Source organism: uncultured Methanobrevibacter sp. (genome assembly GCF_902764455.1).
In the GTDB taxonomy this organism is placed as follows: domain Archaea; phylum Methanobacteriota; class Methanobacteria; order Methanobacteriales; family Methanobacteriaceae; genus Methanocatella.
This window is the reverse complement of record NZ_CACWVY010000036.1, coordinates 47,801-62,904: the sequence shown is the minus strand read 5'-3', so window position 1 is coordinate 62,904 and position 15,104 is coordinate 47,801. Positions and strand designations below refer to the sequence as shown.

General features: G+C 33.4%; 14 protein-coding genes and 1 pseudogene. 4 read left to right on the top strand and 11 right to left on the bottom strand.

Annotated elements, in window-relative coordinates; genetic code table 11:
- The 6 genes from QZU75_RS10460 to QZU75_RS10435 all read right to left on the bottom strand — a co-directional run.
- A partial coding sequence (locus QZU75_RS10460) for a molybdopterin dinucleotide binding domain-containing protein (protein ID WP_296883585.1) occupies positions 1-510 on the bottom strand: 510 nt, incomplete at its 3' end.
- A 12-nt stretch (positions 511-522) separates the two neighbouring features.
- Positions 523-753: a ferredoxin family protein gene (locus tag QZU75_RS10455; RefSeq protein ID WP_292743149.1), complete on the bottom strand. Its 231-nt coding sequence runs from the start codon at positions 751-753 to the stop codon at positions 523-525.
- A gap of 8 nt (positions 754-761) precedes the next feature.
- Positions 762-1,859: a tungsten-dependent formylmethanofuran dehydrogenase subunit FwdF gene (fwdF, locus tag QZU75_RS10450; RefSeq protein ID WP_296883584.1), complete on the bottom strand. Its 1,098-nt coding sequence runs from the start codon at positions 1,857-1,859 to the stop codon at positions 762-764.
- The gene (locus QZU75_RS10445; RefSeq protein ID WP_296883583.1) at positions 1,852-2,322 is read right to left on the bottom strand and encodes a 4Fe-4S binding protein; all 471 of its coding nucleotides are present in this window, start codon (positions 2,320-2,322) and stop codon (positions 1,852-1,854) included. The genes fwdF (QZU75_RS10450) and QZU75_RS10445 overlap by 8 nt, the downstream gene beginning before the upstream one ends.
- 691 nt (positions 2,323-3,013) lie before the next feature.
- Positions 3,014-4,030: a tungsten-dependent formylmethanofuran dehydrogenase subunit FwdF gene (fwdF, locus tag QZU75_RS10440; protein ID WP_296883582.1), complete on the bottom strand. Its 1,017-nt coding sequence runs from the start codon at positions 4,028-4,030 to the stop codon at positions 3,014-3,016.
- A 12-nt stretch (positions 4,031-4,042) separates the two neighbouring features.
- Positions 4,043-4,234 (bottom strand): 4Fe-4S binding protein, encoded by a 192-nt coding sequence (locus tag QZU75_RS10435; RefSeq protein WP_296883580.1) that lies wholly within the window; start codon positions 4,232-4,234, stop codon positions 4,043-4,045.
- A 477-nt stretch (positions 4,235-4,711) separates the two neighbouring features.
- On the opposite strand from QZU75_RS10435, the gene mobB reads away from it, so the two are divergent.
- Both mobB and moaA read left to right on the top strand, forming a co-directional pair.
- A complete protein-coding gene (mobB, locus tag QZU75_RS10430) occupies positions 4,712-5,755 on the top strand; it encodes a molybdopterin-guanine dinucleotide biosynthesis protein B (protein WP_296883578.1) in 1,044 nt (347 codons plus the stop codon).
- Position 5,756: 1 nt separating this feature from the next.
- Positions 5,757-6,689: a GTP 3',8-cyclase MoaA gene (gene moaA / locus QZU75_RS10425; RefSeq protein ID WP_296883577.1), complete on the top strand. Its 933-nt coding sequence runs from the start codon at positions 5,757-5,759 to the stop codon at positions 6,687-6,689.
- Here the strand turns inward: moaA and QZU75_RS10420 are convergent.
- The 4 genes and pseudogenes from QZU75_RS10420 to QZU75_RS10395 all read right to left on the bottom strand — a co-directional run bounded on the left by QZU75_RS10420 (position 6,686) and on the right by QZU75_RS10395 (position 12,120).
- The gene (locus QZU75_RS10420; protein ID WP_296883575.1) at positions 6,686-7,939 is read right to left on the bottom strand and encodes a phosphorylcholine transferase LicD; all 1,254 of its coding nucleotides are present in this window, start codon (positions 7,937-7,939) and stop codon (positions 6,686-6,688) included. The two genes, moaA and QZU75_RS10420, sit on opposite strands and share 4 nt — an antisense overlap.
- Positions 7,940-8,113: 174 nt before the next feature.
- Complete coding sequence (locus QZU75_RS10415) at positions 8,114-9,211, bottom strand: Coenzyme F420 hydrogenase/dehydrogenase, beta subunit C-terminal domain (RefSeq protein WP_296883574.1); 1,098 nt, start codon at positions 9,209-9,211, stop codon at positions 8,114-8,116.
- 17 nt (positions 9,212-9,228) lie between these two features.
- Positions 9,229-11,238, bottom strand: a pseudogene (locus tag QZU75_RS12765) (molybdopterin oxidoreductase family protein).
- Between the two features lie 84 nt (positions 11,239-11,322).
- The gene (locus QZU75_RS10395; RefSeq protein WP_296883568.1) at positions 11,323-12,120 is read right to left on the bottom strand and encodes a formate/nitrite transporter family protein; all 798 of its coding nucleotides are present in this window, start codon (positions 12,118-12,120) and stop codon (positions 11,323-11,325) included.
- Positions 12,121-12,796: 676 nt separating this feature from the next.
- Here QZU75_RS10395 and fdhD point away from each other — a divergent pair.
- Complete coding sequence (fdhD, locus tag QZU75_RS10390; protein ID WP_296883567.1) at positions 12,797-13,546, top strand: formate dehydrogenase accessory sulfurtransferase FdhD; 750 nt, start codon at positions 12,797-12,799, stop codon at positions 13,544-13,546.
- 2 nt (positions 13,547-13,548) lie between these two features.
- Here fdhD and hxlB read toward each other — a convergent pair whose 3' ends face one another.
- Entirely contained in the window at positions 13,549-14,139 is a 591-nt protein-coding gene (gene hxlB, locus QZU75_RS10385) for a 6-phospho-3-hexuloisomerase (protein ID WP_296883565.1), read from the bottom strand.
- A gap of 63 nt (positions 14,140-14,202) precedes the next feature.
- Between hxlB and QZU75_RS10380 the strand changes: the two genes are divergently transcribed.
- Positions 14,203-15,069, top strand: a complete 867-nt coding sequence (locus QZU75_RS10380) for a LysR family transcriptional regulator (protein ID WP_296883564.1) — start codon at positions 14,203-14,205, stop codon at positions 15,067-15,069.
- Positions 15,070-15,104 lie beyond the last annotated feature (35 nt).

Genomic DNA, 15,104 nt, shown 5'->3' with positions numbered 1-15,104 from the left:
TAAAGATTCCATGTTTTCAACAACATCGTCATCTTCTTCATCAACGTATTTTTTGTATACCCATCTCATTAAGTCAGCCATGAGTAATACTTTTCTGTCTGTTTTTTCAACAGTACATCTAATTCCTTTGTAGGTAGGGTCAGAACAACAGTAAGTATCGTGACTTACAATGGTGTTAGCCCATGGTCCTTTACAAATGAATACAGTTCCTTCGTGAGGTGCATCTCTTGATACTGCGCAGTTTACTACTACTTCACCAAAATCAGTTTTTACAAGTACAGTATCCCAGTTGTTTACACCTAATTTTGCCATATCTCTTGGATCCATGTAACAAGTACCAGAAGCGTTTTTATATTCTTGTTTTAAGGTGGATCCTCTTTTTTTACAAGCACCTTGGTAGATATCTGAACCGGTGTTTAACATACATTTTAAAACATCGGTAGTTCCTTCACCAGTAATTTTTACATCAGGTACTACAGGTTTTTCTAAATAAGTATTAGCATAATGCATATAATAATCCCCCTATTCTAACCATATAGCATTTACTGGGCAAAACATTTGACATGTTCCACATTCTTCACATTTTTCAGGACTGAAAAGTTTGATGAATCCGTTTTCAACCATCATAATAACTTCTTCAGTCTTTGCACCATTACCACCAGCGTTTTCTGGACTGATAGCAGCATTAACAGGACATGCGATTACACAAATTCCGCATCCTAAACAATTATCTTGATTAACTTTAAGTTCCATCGAATCACCTAATCTTTAATTGCATCTAAAGCTTCTTTCCAAGTTGTTGAGTTAATAGGTGTGTGGTCAACTTCAGTTCTTTTTACAGTAATTGCTCCGTTAGGACATGCTTTTTCACAAGCTTTACATTTTACACAGTAATCATTGTAAGCAGTGACATGTTCCATTCTGGAACCAGGACCTGAAGATACAGGGAATGCTAAAGCATTACAACCACAAATATCTACACATGCTCCACAAGCTTGACATTTATCATCATCAATTTCAATAGAACCTTCAAATGGTTTTTTAACTTTTGCTGCATCAGTAGGACAGACGCCTTCACACCATCCACAGTATACACAAAGTTCTGAGTCGATGACAGAATTACCTTTAACAACAGCTTTTGCAGGGTCTAATTCGTATTCACCGTAGTTACATGCTCTACAAATTGCTTTAATAGCATTTGCAGGACAGGATTTTTTACATACTAAACAGTAAACACATTGATCTTTATCAATAACAATAGATTCTGCTCCAGTTGCTTGGTCAACAACAATAGCTTCTGCAGGACATAATTCTTCACATACACCACAGTAGATACATTCTTCTTCATCAACTTCGATTTCACCAGTTACTAAGTCAGCACGGTCTGGTAAAATTCTGTCAATGACGATTGCATCACGAGGACATGCAATTTCACATCTTTTACAGTAAATACATTCATCGTCGTCAATTTCTGAGAAAGCGTTATAGTGAGGATATGCTTCGATTTCTTTGATAGGTACATCATCAATAGTTAATACTAATGCATCAACAGGACATAATCCACTGCACATACCACATAAAACACATTTACTTTCGTCAATGCTTATTCTTTGAACATCAAAGTCATCTTTGAAGTTTTGAGCAATCTTATCATGACCACTGAAGTAAACGTCGTTTGAAATTCTGTGACGTGCATCTACAGCAATTGCGTTTAATGTAATTGCTTCTACAGGACAGGTAGATTCACAAATTCCACATCCTAAACAAACGTGGTCATTGAAAGACAAGTTTCTTACTTCATCAGCTGATCTTGTGATGTCAAAGTTATTGTCTTTAACCTCTTTTAAATTTCTAATCATATTCAATCTCCAAAATTTTTATAGAATTAGTTGGGCACTCATCGCTACATAGCTGACAACCACAACATTGTATGGAGTTCGCATGGGCTTTCAATGATTCTAAATTAATAGCTCTCATTGTACATGCATTTACACATAAGCCGCAACCAATACAAGAATCTTCTATAATTACTTCGAAATCTCTTTCTCTGCAAATATTCACAATTTTATGACTCTGTTCTGGTTCATCAAATACCGCCTCGGTCATTTTCAAGAAATCTCTGGGACATAGGTCGATGATTGTTCTTGCAACATCAATAGAGTTCCAAGAGAGATTTCTACCATTCAGATAATGAGATATGGTAGACCTGTCAACGCCTAACTCATCAGCAATTGCTTGGTGACTTTTGCCAGCATCTTTCAACTTGACCGCAGCCAAATATTTTAGACCAGATGCAATATGTTTCGGCATTTGAACCACCATGTGTAATGATATTATATTAGATTAACTTATATAAATATAGTTGCCTACTAGAATTAATTAGAAATCTTTATATATTACTGTGGTAATACTACACAAATGAGTATTTAAATAAAGAACAGGAATAGGAATTAAAGAATATTAAGAGATTAAATTTAATATTTTATTAAACTGAATAGTTATAAAAATATATAATAAAATTAAAAGTTATTTCGTTCTTTTTAACAATAAATTTTTGAAAAAATTTAAAAAATTAGTAATACTTATTATTATAAAAATAATAAAAAATTTGAAAAAATGTCAAATTTTTAGGATAGCCAAAAGTAATGTGTAGTTACTACACATATTTATCAAAACTGAAATCTGAAACTTATTTAAAAAAAGAGAAATTTAAAAATAAGTATTATAAAACACAAAAAAGAAAAAAGAAAAAATATTTACATTAATTTATAATTTTTAATTAATATAAATTAATTTAATAGAAAACAAAAAGAATTTAGATAAATTAAATTCATGCCTGAAAAAATTACCCCATGTAAAATAAATCATCAAAAAAGCTTAGCTAAATCAAATGAAAAAAAGGTTATGAAAATAGAATTTTTCAAGAATGTGTAGTAACTACACATTTTGTTCGAAACTACTAAAATTAAAATTCAAAAAAAATAAAAAAAGGTGAAAATAGAGAATCAGTCTTCTATTTTCCAATTAAAGCTGTATCCAAAATTTCTTTCCATGATTCTGATTTAATATTATTCAGTTTCACGGAAGTTCTAGATACGACTCTAAGATCCTGTGGACATGCAGTTACACAAGCTCCACATAAGTTACAGAAGTCCAAATTAGTTACTGCCTTATTATCCACAATTGTTATTGCATTACATGGACATACATCCTGACATGCATGACAGGATTCGCCCTTACATATTTTTTCCTCTTCTTCATTTTCAACCACTTCTAAAGTACCTTCAAACGGTTTAGTGATTGTAATTGCATCAGCAGGACATATTTCACTGCACCATGAACAGCTTACGCAAGTTTCATTTACAATAAAAGTATCACCAGTGATTTCAGGTGCTGGAATTTCCTCCCTTAACATACAGGTAGAACAGATTTGTCTGATTGCAGTTTCAGGACAAATTCTTTTACATACACCACATTGTACACATCTGGAAAGATCAACTTCAATAGAATTGTTCACTAAATCTACACTTGATGTAGGATTATTTTTAAGGATAATTGCTTCAGCAGGACATAAATCTGCACAGAATCCGCAATAAATACATTTTTCATCATCTATTTCAATTTCTCCTCTAATCAAAGACACAGGATCAGGAAGATTTCTTTCAAAAATAATTGAATCCTGAGGACATACTGAGTAACATCTGCCACAATAAATGCATTCTTCATCATCAACGCTTGATTCGGTTTGCCAGACAGGATATGCATCAAGTTCTTTAATATCCTCACCATCAATTGTAAGGGACAAAGCATTGAACGGACATGCTGCAGAACATAATCCGCAAAATACACAAGTATCTGCATTAACAGAAATCAGATCCATTTCAATAAGGCCACGTGCAATTGGTACCAGTGGTCCTAATCTTAAGGAAGATGTCGGACAAACATCACTACAAATTCCACAGCCTACACAATTGACATCTTTGTAAGACAATTTACGATATTCTGCTCCATTTCTTTCAATATCAAACATTTAAATCTCTCCTTATGCTTTTGATATTGCTTGATTAGGACAATTTTGTATACAAAGATCACAATCGTCACAATTTTCAGGGACAATTTTCACATCCCCATTTTCCTCAATAATTGCACCCTGTTCACATAGTTTTATACATAACCCCTGAACAGGACAATTGTCTATATGTCCACATAAATTACCGTCTATTTTTACTGCCATATAACTACCTCCAAATAACAATGAAAATAAAATATCATCAATGTTACAATAATATTTTTTACGATATGAGCATATAAACATATCGATTATTTTTTCTAAATTTTTTAAAATAAGTAATTTTATAGATTTAGGTTTAACTAATTCCATTATTAAAATTAATATAATTAAAATTAAATACAATAAATACTTTAAATAAATAAAAAATAATAATCCATTAAATAAAAATAATAAAAAAAACTACATAGTGAAATTAAATTAAATCCGTATAATTCAACCGTTTACAAATTAAATATCATATAAAATACAGTTATTTGTAAAAATAAAGATATTTAATGAAAAATAAAATGTAATTTATATGTGTAGTAACTACACATAATTTAAAAAATACCTGCTTTTCACAAAGAACCTGAACCTCTCCACAATAATTTAGAAATAATTAATTAATAAAAAACACAAATATATCATGGGGATTATAAAATGAAAATAGTATCTATTGTCGGTAAAAAAAATACAGGTAAGACTTCACTAACCGTAAAAGTTATTGAAGAACTGACCAATAGAGGATACAATGTTGCCTCTATAAAGCATTCGCATCACTCCATTGAAATGGATAAGGAAAATACAGACACCTGGAAACACAAACAGGCCGGTGCAAATCTGGTTGTTGGTGTCGGTTCAACAACATTTTTCAATGTGAGAAAAGAACATGACTTAAATAGAATACTATACATGTTAAAACACTTCGATGATTTTGATTTTGTAATAATTGAAGGCTACAAAAGCTACAATTACCCAAAAATTATAACATCCCCTAACGTAAGAGACGAATATACAATTAAAGAAGTAGATTCATTTACAATAGATGAAAAAGGCATCAGCGAACTTGCAGACCTTATTGAACAGAGAGGTCATGATATTGTAGACACTTTATTTGCCCATAACTGCGGGTTCAATAACGGCGAAGCAATTGCAGGTGAAATCCGAAACGGCAACATGACCCCTGATGATTTGGATGATGTTGAAAGCTATCTGTCAATTGACGGCAAAGTAGTTGGGCTGAACAGATTCGTAAGCGATTATTTTAAACAAAGCATTATCGGAATTATCAACACATTAAACCTTGATGAATACGGTGTTGAAAATATAGGTAAAATTGAACTTGTAATCCCTGATGAAGAAAAAACGGAAAAAAGTCCGAATGATGCAAGGTGCAGAATTTTAATCAACAATAAAGATCTTGAAATAAATGAATTTACAAACAGAATTGTCTCAAATTCAATTAAAGGCATGGTAAGTTCAATCAAAACAGAAAGTGATGTTAAAGTGATTGACATTGACATTTCCAATATTGCAAACGGAAACTTGAAAAATGCCGACATCAGCCTGAAGACAAACGGCAATGACGTTGAAATAAACAAGTTCACACAGGGAATTTTAAAGGAAACCATTTATGCTACAATAAATTCATTGAAAACAGACGGTGAAATTAAACAGATAACAATCAGAGTGGAAGAATGGTAATATGTTAGAAGATGTAGTAAAAGACAAATATGAAAGACCAATTCTTTCACTAAGAATTACAATAACAAACAGATGTAATGTAAACTGTTTATACTGTCATCACGATGGAATGGTTCGCTCCAAAGATGAAATGACTGCCGATGAGCTATATACAATATGTAAAATAGCTAAAAAAATTGGAGTTAAAAAAATAAGGCTTTCAGGAGGAGAACCTTTAATTAGAAAAGACATTGTTGAGATTGTTGAAAAGATAGCAAGTCTCGATTTCAAGGACATATCCCTTACAACTAACGGAACATTTCTAGAGGAATATGCAGAAGACCTGAAAAAGGCAGGTCTTGACAGGGTCAATGTAAGTCTTGATACCCTGAATCGTGAAACTTATGAATTCATCACAAAAAAGGATTATCTGGAATCTGCGAAAAAAGGAATTCTGAAAGCTGTTGAAGCGGGTCTGTATCCCGTTAAAATCAACATGGTAATAATGAAGGACATTAACCAGAATGAAATTAAGGACATGTTTAAATTCTGCAGGGACAATGATATTGTACTTCAGATTATTGAACTGATTGAAAGTGAAAATTGTGATGATGATAAATTCAGCGAAGACTATCACTATAAGTTAGATGATGTTGAAAAAGAGTTAGCTGATATAGCTGATGAAGTGCGAGAACGTAAGTTTATGCAGGGCCGTAAAAAATATTACATTAACGGTGGAGAAATCGAGGTAGTCAAGCCAGTTGATAACGCTACCTTTTGCGCAAATTGCTCCAGATTAAGGATAACCCCTGACGGAAAAATAAAACCTTGCCTGCTTAGAAACGACAATCTTGTCGAACTGATATCACACATCAGAAATAATGAAAGTGAAGAAAAATTGGAAGAAATCTTTTTGAGTGGAATCTACAAACGTGAACCGTTCAACAAAGACTAATTGAGTTTTTCATTAACTTCTCTTATTCTTTCTATTTCTTCAACAAAAAGGGCATGCAAGTCCACATCTTTTTTCATTAATGTGTGTATTCTGGTGTGTATTTTAATGTTTTTAGGCATTTTCATGAAATCTTCACCATAAGACATTGCAAGATAAGATTTTGGATCCCTTGCACCCAGGAAATACTGGTCATCAAATTTAACCTTTTGCAGAGGAAAAATTTCTTCTTTTTTATAGATTCTGATTCTGCCTGGCCTTAAGTTTATAGCTGACGGAATAATATATTCATCTTCATGGTCAACAATGCCTACAATTTCATTAAGTTTTTCATTGGCCTCAACAGGGTTGATTTTGAAATATTCCTTTTCTAAAAATTCTTTTTGAGTTTTTTCGACTTGGTCAGAAATTCTATTTTTCAATTCCTCTTTTTCCAGGTTATCATCATTTTTTAAATATTCATATGGAAGAATGTCAACGCATGCAAGCATGTTAGGCAACTTAGGACTTTGAGATATGAGCTGGATAAAACCTGTTACTGTATTATCATATTTTTTCATATCCTTTATTATGAGATAATCTTCAAGATTATTCTCCTTAATCTCTTTTCTTGTATACTTAAGCAATTTATCGAAGTTATGTTTAAGCATACCCAAATCAAAATCATCATCCCAAGGCAGGAAACCTCCGTGACGGACAGGTCCAAGCAAACTGCCATAATCCAGCCAATATTCAATGTCATATTTCTGACATATTTTGTCTAGAAATATCATCAGTTCCATGCATAAATCCTGCATATCCTTCAGAGCACTTTTTGGTGTGGTTTCATGGAAAATATACAAATCATTGAATAATTGGTTATAGGAATCCAAAATTTTATACTGATTTTGATTTTGCTTTTTTAGACGTCTAATCTCAGCATTCAATTTAAATTTGTCATTGTTTGGCTGCCTTCCTTCCCTTCTTCCGTGCAGCACATAATGTACCAATGGATTTTCACCTGATTTCTTAACATCAGCATTGTGTTTTAAATAAAAATTATTATCGAAAAGTTTTCCAGGCTGTCTGCCTTCCTTATATCCGTGATAGAGATAGTGATGAAGAGGATTTTCATTAGCATCCTTAACATCAGGATTGTTTTTTAAATAAAAATTAGGATCAAATAAATCTAACTGGTTAATTTTTTTTGAAGCTTTATACATTTTATATGCTTTTTTAAGATTTCCTTTTTCTTTTAAAATATAAGATAACATTTTTTCACTTATTCTTTTGTAATATACTATTACTATAATATTATTTTTATTTAAAAGTTTGTATGAAAAATAGAGCTAAAAAGTAACTGAAAACTAGGAATTTTAAAAAATAAAGCTCAATAACAGTGATTAAATAAAAAAAAGAAAAAATTGGTATAAAAAGGAAAATCCCAATTATAACCATTTAGCTTTGGATACGTGGTCTGTGAATGGAAGTGGGTCGTCACTGCCCATACCAGGGATGTATCCGTAGATTTCTCTTACTTTGTTGTTTACAGTACTCCATACTTTGTATCCACCAGGTACCCATTCAGGACCTTCAGCTTCAAGACAGCAGTCTTCACAGAAACATAATGGACATGCTTCACGACAGCCGTAACATTTCATACATTTGGAGAATTCATCTTCGTATTGGTAGAATACGTCGATAATGTCTCCGGTAGTACCTGCATAGTCAACATCTTTTTTAGCTTGAGATTCTTTTAACATGAAGTTGTTAATGTTTTCTCTGATTTTGACACCTTTTTCGATTGGTTCAGCGGTTTCAATTAAACCAGCTTCAATTACTTTGTCTAATACTTCAGCACCAGCATCGGAGAATACTTCTACGAAAGTAGCTTTTCCAGCTAATTCGCCGATAACTCCCCAGTTACCTAAAGCTAAGTCAGCGTTGGAAGGTATTTTGAGATTACATCTTTGACAGTTTTCTCTTCTACCCATACCTTGTTCTTCTAATTCATCAATTTTGAAACCTTTTTCCCCGTCAGCGGTTTCCATGATGAGTTTTCCTTTAGCAATTTCTTCTTTGATAACATCTTTAGGATCGAGTTCGTATACATCTCTAATCATGTTCATGGTTGGAACAGGTGACATAGTTCCACCACAGTTTACACCAATCATAATCACGTTATCTTCGATGATTTTGCCTTTTTTCATTAATTCACGGATGGTCATTGCATCACAAGGTTTACATGCAACAGCGAGTTTCATGTCTCTTGCACCATCTAAGTATTTGGATACAAATTTAGCAATGTTTAAAGTACCACAGTGAATGGAACCTGCAGTTTTAATAACATCAGCAGGGTCAGTTACGAGAGTTGGTACACCATCATAAATATCGTGACCTTGGGTTACACCTACAACACCGTCAACGATACCTTCTTCTAATAAGTATTTCATGATAGTGGTTACTACTCCACCGTACTCTCCTTTTTCTTTGATATCGTCTATAGCAGAGTATGCGTAGTACATATCGTTAATTTTTGCGCTCATTTAAATCTACTCCCAATTTATTTACCTACTTTTACGGTAGTAGTAGCCATGTTTTCAGCTTTAATTTCAGTGTCGGTACCATCTTTGTAGACTTCTCCTTTCATTTCTACTTTTTCAGGGAGTTTTTCTACATTAATAGCACAAGCTTTTAATTCAACCATTTTGGATTTAGGGTCGAAAGAATCGGAGTTAGTTAATACATTTGCAGCACATTCTACAAAGTGCATTGGAATGTTTACAATACCTTCTCTGATGTCATCAGTTACACGAGCAGGAATTGCGATTTCTCCTCTTCTAGAGAATGCTCTTACTACTTCACCGTTAATAATTCCTCTTGCTTCAGCATCTTTAGTGTTGATTTCGATGAATCCAGTTTTTACCTCATTGTTTAAGGTTTCACATCTTCTGGTCATTGCTGCGTGGTAGTGGAATAAAATCCTTGTAGTAGTTAATAATAATGGGTATTCATCATCTACAGTTTCAACAGGACCTTTGTGTTCTAATGCTTGGAATACACCTAAACCATCAGGGTGTGCGAATTTTTCTTTGTGCATTAATGGTTGACATGGGTCGTCTTCAGAAGGACAAGGCCAGTGGAGTGCTTCTGGAGTGTCTAATCTTTTACGGTCCATACCTGCCCCATGCGCCTTCAGGAGGTTCTTGAGCTTTGTGTAAGCATTGTACTCTTCTTTCACCACTGGTGAAGGTACCTTCTTGTTCACCCCAACCTGCTGCAGGTAATACAACATCAGCACATTGTGCGGTATCGGTTAAGAAACATTCTTGAACAACTAACATTTCTAAGTTAGCGAGTGCTTCTTTGGTGTGTTGTACATCTGCATCAGAGAGAACTGGGTCTTCCCCGTGGATGTATAATACTTTTAAGTCACCAGCGTGAGCAGCGTTCATCATTTCTACTAAAGTTAAACCAGGAGTGGTTGGTAAGTTTACTTCGTAACCTTCTCCACTGTAGTAGTCGTTGAACCATGCGGTGGTTTCTGGGTCTTTAACTTACAAGCACCTTGTACGTTGTTTTGTCCTCTTAATGGGTTTACACCAGTACCTTGTCTACCAATGTTACCAGTTAACATTGCGAGGTTTGCAGTGGACATTACGTTATCAGCACCGTGAGAGTGTTCGGTAATACCTAAGGAGTATACGATAGCTGCTTTGTCAGCAGATGCGTATTCTACAGCTAAGTGTTCAATAACTTCAGGTTTGATTCCGGTAATTTCGGAAGCCATGTCTAAAGTGTATTTTTGTACGGTTTCTTTCATTTCTTCGAAACCTTTGGTTCTGTTTGCGATAAATTCATCATCTTGTAAGTCTTTGTCAATGATGACTTTAATCATAGCGTTCATTAAAGCTACGTCAGTACCAGTTTCAAATTGAACATATTCATCTGCAATTTTAGCAGTAGGAGTGAATCTTGGGTCTAATACAACTAATTTAGCACCATTTTGTTTAGCTTGGATTAATTTACGTCCAAATAATGGGTGTGCTTCCATGTTGTTTGATCCAATACAGAAAATGTAGTCAGCTTCTTTAATACTGTCGAATCCGTTGGTCATAGCACCGGAACCGAAAGTAGTAGCTAAACCTGCTACAGTAGGACCGTGACAAATACGTGCACAGTGGTCTACGTTTTGAGTACCACAAGCTACTCTTGCTAATTTCTGAGTAATGTAAATGTTTTCGTTAGGTGAACGAGCACATGCGTAAAATCCAACTTTGTTAGGATCTTCGTCAGATACTTCTTTGAGTTTGTTAGCAACAAGGTCTAATGCTTCATCCCAAGAAGCTTCTCTAAATTCACCATTTTCTTTTATTAAAGGAGTAGTTAATCTGTCTTCCCTATTAATAAACTGATATCCAAAGTTACCTTTTGGACATACTTTACCCTCGTTTACAGGGTGTCTTTTTAAAGGTTCTACACCAACAATTTTACCGTCTTTTACAACGAAGTTGAGTCCACAACCAGTACCACAGTACGGACAGATTGTTGGTACATATTTTATTTCAACCATTTTATAATCTCCAAAATATATTATTTTTTAAATAATTTAAAAAAAGAAGCTTTAAAAAGCTTCTTTAAATTTTAATTTACAAGCTTATCCTTTTAAGTAGGTGTACCAATAGATACATGCTACAAAGATAGCTCCACCGATAATGTTACCAAGAGTAACTGGTACTAAGTTACCAATAATAATACTGCTCCAGTTTACTCCTTCAGCGCCTAAGAACATACCTAACGGAATGAAGAACATGTTTGCAACACTGTGCTCAAATCCGATACATACAAACGCCATGATTGGGAACCAAATACCGACGATTTTACCAATTACATCATCAGATGCATTAGCTAACCAAACAGCTAAACATACAAGCCAGTTACAACCTATACCTCTAATTAAGGCTGCAGTAAAGCTCAGTTTAACTTTGGCCTCAGATACTGCAATTGCTTTAGCGGCAATAGCGTTAGAAGGATCAGCAGGGACAATTCCGCCCATGAAAGCGAGAACGTATGCTACGAATAATGCACCAACGAAGTTGAAGATCCAACTGATAACCCAGTTTTTAGCGAGACCTCCAGCGGAAGCATTACCATCTAAAAGACCTAAAGTCATAAACATTACATTTCCTGTAAATAACTCAGATCCTGCAATTACAACAATGATTAAACCTACAGGGAACACTGCACCGAATACGAATTTTTCTAAACCCATAGGTGCGCCTGCTTTTAACATTCCTGCACTAGCTACGATAGCTAATAAACCACCGAATGCAATATAAGCTCCTGCTAAAAAGGAGAGTAATATTACATTAACAATATTTGCAGAGTTTTTTGCGCCAGCAGTTCCGGAAATTGCTTTCGCAGTATCTACTGGACTTTTAAAAGATGAACTCATTTTATCAACCTCTTATTCCCTTTTTTTAATTTTTAAAATAATACTATGGAATCCCATAAATAAGATTAATTCAAAGTATTATGATAATATGTTTAGCTTTAATATATAAAAAGGCTTTGTTATATGAAGCTAAAAGAAATATTTAAATAGGAGAATTGAATTATATATAATTGTAATAATTAATCATTATAAATTTTTTTTCATAACGATACATATCTATTTTTTTATTAATTACCTTTTGATTATCCATATTACTGGTTTATAATAAAATTTTATCAAGTAATTCTAAAAAAAAGTATTTTTTAACTTGTAATCTAAAAATAAATGCAGTATAGAGTGTTTCTAAAATATCGATTATAATATAATTTCATATCACTTTTAGCTAAAAAAGGCCTAATCGTTGGTAAAAAATTTACAAAAAATAAACAATGAAAATATTTTTTTATTGACCTAAAATTATAATAAATATTCGTATAATATCAAACAAACTTTGATTAAATCGAATAAAATACTTTTTCGAAAGAAAATTTAACTCAAATCAATATAACTTAAATTTTACTTAAAAAATTAAAACTCGTTTACTCATACCATTCACATCAATGAAATATAGCATAAATCCTCAAAAATATCGAAAAATTAATAAAAATAATTATTATATATTGTTTTGAGGATTATTATGAAAGTCGAAACAATTGAAGCAATCAACTATAAAAATGGAAAAGCAAAAGAAGTTGAAGAAAAAGTCGTACTTGATGAAACCATTACACTGACAATTAACAATGACATTAGCCGCAGCTTATCTGCCATTGAAGATTCTCTTGAAGAATTTGCAGTAGGATATCTTCTCAATGAGAACATGGTAAAAACACTTGATGACATAAAAAAGATAGAAGTTGACGGATCTCAGATTAATGTGGAAATTGACGATACCCTTTTGAAAACAAATGAAACCGTTTTATGTTCTGACTCTGCAGGAGGATGGAGAAGTAAAATCAAACATGTCAATCCCGTTGAATCCGATTTTCAAGTCAGTGTCAGTGAACTGATTGACAGAATCGAAGAGTTAAAAAACAATGCTGAAATCTGGCAGGCCACCGGAGGAACACACGTTGCCGGAATTGTCTATAAAGATCAGTTTATTGTAAAAGAAGACGTAAGTAGACATGTTGCTGTGGACAAGGTTATTGGTTATGGGCTATTGAATGATTTTGATTTAACACATTCCTATGTAATATATAGCGGAAGAATGCCTGCGGACATGGTTATAAAAATGACAAGAGCAGGTGTGCCTATTCTGGCGTCTAATGCCGCCCCTGCAAATTCAGGATACAATATTGCAAAAAAAGGAAATATTACACTGGTCGGATTTTTAAGAGGCCAACGCTGTAATATATATAATAATCAGAACAGAGTAATTTTTGACTAAAATTACTCCATCACTGCATGTCTGTTTTTCAAATCAGATTCAGTCTGATGCATCTTATCCATCAATTCAGAAACTACTGCATCTAAAAACACTAAAGTAGTCAGTTCAAACGCTGTTCCCAAAGGAGTAAGTGAAGTATAGTTACCATGAATCTGACGTTTCATATAGTTTTCATCATCCACTTCCTGTTTGGTTCTTCCTTTAACAAAAAGATAACCGTCAGCCAATTGACCAAGAGTTGAATCAGGATAGGAAGTGACAGCCAATACTTTGGCACCCCTACTTTTAGCAATATTCGCTGCAGAAACGATAGTGTTAGTTTCACCGGAACCTGAAATAGCTATAATGCAGTCTTTTTCATAAATAGCAGGAGAAATAGTTTCACCAACAACATATGCACTTATTCCCAAATGCATTAATCTCATGGCAAATGCCTTAGCTGCAAGACCAGACCTTCCCGCACCAGTTACAAAAACATTTTTGGCACTGATAATCACATTTTCAAATTCTTCTATAGTTTCTTCATCAAGATATTCTACAGCATTTTCAATATTATTCAATATCGCCTGAATTGAATCTTTCATTATTTCCATTATATCTACCCAAAAAGTTAAAACAATATATTTTATATTATGATTCTGCTTTATATATAATTAATGAAATTTCATAGCAAAGGACTGATAAGCCTAGATATAAATGGTGAAATTTATAGCTATAAATTGTACCAAAGCCTAGAATCACTATCCAAAACAAAATCACAAAGACAATCTGCAAAAGAATTAAACATATCCCATACAGTCTTTAACAGAAGATTGCTTAAAGCTGAAGAAAAATTAGGTTTTAAAATTACTGAAAAAGTGGGAAACGGCACAATACTTACAAGAGACGGCCTTGATTTACTTGAAGAATTTCAAAAATACATAATAAAAATTGAAACTACAAACAACCTGAACATTGCCGGAGGACATATAAGCTCCGGACTTCTGGAAAGCATTAAGCATCCATTCAATACGAACATCTACAGCAGTTCAGACAAGGATGCATTCGAGCTTGCAAGAAGAGGTGCAGTAGATATTTTAACATTGGACGATCCCCTTATAGCATATGAAAGAGATATCGATTTTACACCGATAGCCTATGACTATCTTGTTCTGATTTCAAGCCCGAACTGTGAGGAGATAAAAAATATCAGCGATTTGAGAAATCTGGATTTTGTAAATGTTACAGGCTCGGCCCAAAGGCTTGCATGGAACACACTGAAGCATTATGATATAGAATACAATATCAAATATAAACTCACATCCCAGTTTGATGCTTTTAAATTGGTTAGAAACTCAGAAAACCTGCATTGTTTTTTAAATGCAAGTTATTTTAAAGGAAATGAAATATTAAAATTCGATACACGCCATGTAATCAGTTTAATTAAAGTTAACGAAGATAAAAGCGAAGTTGATGAGTTTATTGACTTTATATTAAATGAGGGTCAGGAATCAATTAAAAATCAGGGCTTCATACCTATCTGAAAAATTACTTCTCAAATGCTCTTGCAAAAATAGAT

Coding starts and splice junctions, on each gene's coding strand:
- moaA (WP_296883577.1), top strand. CDS start 5,757: ATGTTAGAAGATGTAGTAAAAGACAAATATGAAAGACCAATTCTTTCA.
- fdhD (WP_296883567.1), top strand. CDS start 12,797: ATGAAAGTCGAAACAATTGAAGCAATCAACTATAAAAATGGAAAAGCA.
- QZU75_RS10455 (WP_292743149.1), bottom strand. CDS start 753: ATGGAACTTAAAGTTAATCAAGATAATTGTTTAGGATGCGGAATTTGT.
- mobB (WP_296883578.1), top strand. CDS start 4,712: ATGAAAATAGTATCTATTGTCGGTAAAAAAAATACAGGTAAGACTTCA.
- QZU75_RS10415 (WP_296883574.1), bottom strand. CDS start 9,211: ATGAGCGCAAAAATTAACGATATGTACTACGCATACTCTGCTATAGAC.
- QZU75_RS10395 (WP_296883568.1), bottom strand. CDS start 12,120: ATGAGTTCATCTTTTAAAAGTCCAGTAGATACTGCGAAAGCAATTTCC.
- QZU75_RS10380 (WP_296883564.1), top strand. CDS start 14,203: ATGAAATTTCATAGCAAAGGACTGATAAGCCTAGATATAAATGGTGAA.
- QZU75_RS10435 (WP_296883580.1), bottom strand. CDS start 4,234: ATGGCAGTAAAAATAGACGGTAATTTATGTGGACATATAGACAATTGT.
- QZU75_RS10445 (WP_296883583.1), bottom strand. CDS start 2,322: ATGGTGGTTCAAATGCCGAAACATATTGCATCTGGTCTAAAATATTTG.
- fwdF (WP_296883584.1), bottom strand. CDS start 1,859: ATGATTAGAAATTTAAAAGAGGTTAAAGACAATAACTTTGACATCACA.
- hxlB (WP_296883565.1), bottom strand. CDS start 14,139: ATGGAAATAATGAAAGATTCAATTCAGGCGATATTGAATAATATTGAA.
- fwdF (WP_296883582.1), bottom strand. CDS start 4,030: ATGTTTGATATTGAAAGAAATGGAGCAGAATATCGTAAATTGTCTTAC.
- QZU75_RS10420 (WP_296883575.1), bottom strand. CDS start 7,939: ATGTTATCTTATATTTTAAAAGAAAAAGGAAATCTTAAAAAAGCATAT.